Source organism: Rhodopseudomonas sp. B29 (genome assembly GCF_000333455.1).
Lineage (GTDB): Bacteria > Pseudomonadota > Alphaproteobacteria > Rhizobiales > Xanthobacteraceae > Rhodopseudomonas.
Map to the genome: position 1 here is coordinate 1 of NZ_BADD01000383.1, position 1,853 is coordinate 1,853.

The window sequence follows — 1,853 nt, forward strand, 5'->3', positions numbered from 1 at the left end:
GCGCCAGATCATCGCCTTCGGAAGACTCTGCCCGATGGCTCGTTTCAGACCGGCCGCATCGCCGTCGGCCGCGACGGGCTGACGCCGCCGATGTAATGTGCCTCGGCCGAGGCAGCGCTGTGCTGCCCGGCCGACGAGCGTGTCGATGAAAGCCTGGCTCGAGCCACTTCGAACGGGATGCGTCGCCGCCTACGTCGCGGCGGCGCTGTTGTCGTTGGGCGTCGCGGCGCCGGCCGCAGCGCAAACTGCGCCTTCCCTCCGCGAGCAGGTGCTCGATCTCACCGTCGCGGAAGGAGAGACGCAGCGCGTGCTGTATGTCGCTGCTGCGCATCCCAAAGCGACGCTGGTGATGTTGCCGGGCGGAGCCGGCGATCTCGGGCTGAATAGCGACGGCCACTTTGCCCGCGGTGATAATTTTCTGGTCCGCACCCGCGGCCTCTGGGTGGCGCAGGGTTTTGCCGTGGTGATCCCCGATGCGGTGGATGGCGATAATCTGCGCGGCGTGCGCAGCACGCCCGCATACGCGGAGGTGATCCGCAAGCTGGTCGATTTCGCCCGTGCGCGATCGGACGCGCCGATCGTTCTGGTCGGCACCAGCCAAGGGTCGATCGCGGCGATGAACGGCGCGGCACATCTGCGCGGCGGCGAGATCGCCGGCGTGGTGCTGACCGAGTCGGTGTCGCGGCTCGGCGGCAGTCGCGAAACCGTCTTCGATGCACACCCCGAGCGGGTCGATGTGCCGACCCTGGTCGTCGCCAACGCCGACGACCGCTGCGACGTCGCGCCGCCCGGCGATGCGCCGAAAATCGCAGCCGCACTCACAGGTTCGCGTCGTGTCAAACTCCTCACCGTCAGCGGCGGCGACCAACGCTCCCCGCGCGATTGCGGCTCGCTGACGCCGCACGGTTACTACGGAATCGAACCGCGCGTCGTCAGTGCGATTTCGCAGTGGGTGCGGACGTTGCGGTAATTCTGAGAATTATTACACGCACGACGTCATCCTGAGGTGCGAGCAAAGCGAGCCTCGAAGGATGGGCTGCGCGTGTGGCTGTCATCCTTCGAGGCGCGCTGCGCGCGCACCTCAGGATGACGGCTCCGGAGTTAAACGAAGAGTAATTAGTAGCGTCATTGCGAGCCAAGCGAAGCAATCCAGCTCAGTGCACGGGACTGGATTGCTTCGTCGGCTTCGCCTCCTCGCAATGACGGAGGAAATCCTTGATCACTACGCCGCGTTGCCCTGCTGCAGGATTCGCCAGGTGCGGGCGATGGTGGAGAGCTGGTTGCGGAGTTCGGCCAGGTCGACCGGCTTGCCCACCGCTTCGAGCATCGTCAGATCCAGCGTCTGGCCGAGATCGTGGGCCTTGCGGGTGACTTCCGCGGTCGCGCCGCTGAGGATGATGATCGGGCTGCGGAAGTCGCGGTCCGCGAAGTGCCGCAGCACGTCGGTGCCGGCTTCCTCGCCGAGCGACAAATCGACCGTGGCGCCCTCGAAATCATTGTAGGTCATCAGCTCGACGACGTCGCTCAGCGTCGCCGCTTCGACCGGCTCGAAGCCGGCGCGGATCGCGATCTTGCAGATGATGGCGCGGTGAACTGCATCGTCGTCGATCACGAGCAGCCGCGGCAGAGCACTGTCTGTGCCCGGCAGATCGCCGGCCCGGGCGTTCTGAGTATCGGTCATGACGCTCCGATCAGGTCTGGGGCGAGCGGCCCACTGGCACGCTCGCCGCACAGTGGAGCGGAGCGATGAATCAAACCGTAATGCGTTGCCGCGTAGGACTACGCGGCAACGTACGGGATGTGGCGGAGCGCTTACTCCGCCAGAACCTTCTCGTCGATCTCGGCGATCGAAT

2 protein-coding genes are annotated in these 1,853 nt (G+C 65.8%); one reads left to right on the top strand and one right to left on the bottom strand.

Translation table 11 applies throughout. From position 1 onward, the window contains the following. The first annotated feature begins 145 nt into the window (after positions 1 to 145). Positions 146 to 970, top strand: a complete 825-nt coding sequence (locus tag I5M_RS13780) for an alpha/beta hydrolase (protein WP_022721927.1) — start codon at positions 146 to 148, stop codon at positions 968 to 970. 252 nt (positions 971 to 1,222) lie between these two features. Here the strand turns inward: I5M_RS13780 and I5M_RS13785 are convergent, their stop codons facing one another. Next, complete coding sequence (locus I5M_RS13785) at positions 1,223 to 1,681, bottom strand: response regulator (protein WP_022721928.1); 459 nt, start codon at positions 1,679 to 1,681, stop codon at positions 1,223 to 1,225. Between the last annotated feature and the right edge of the window lie 172 nt (positions 1,682 to 1,853).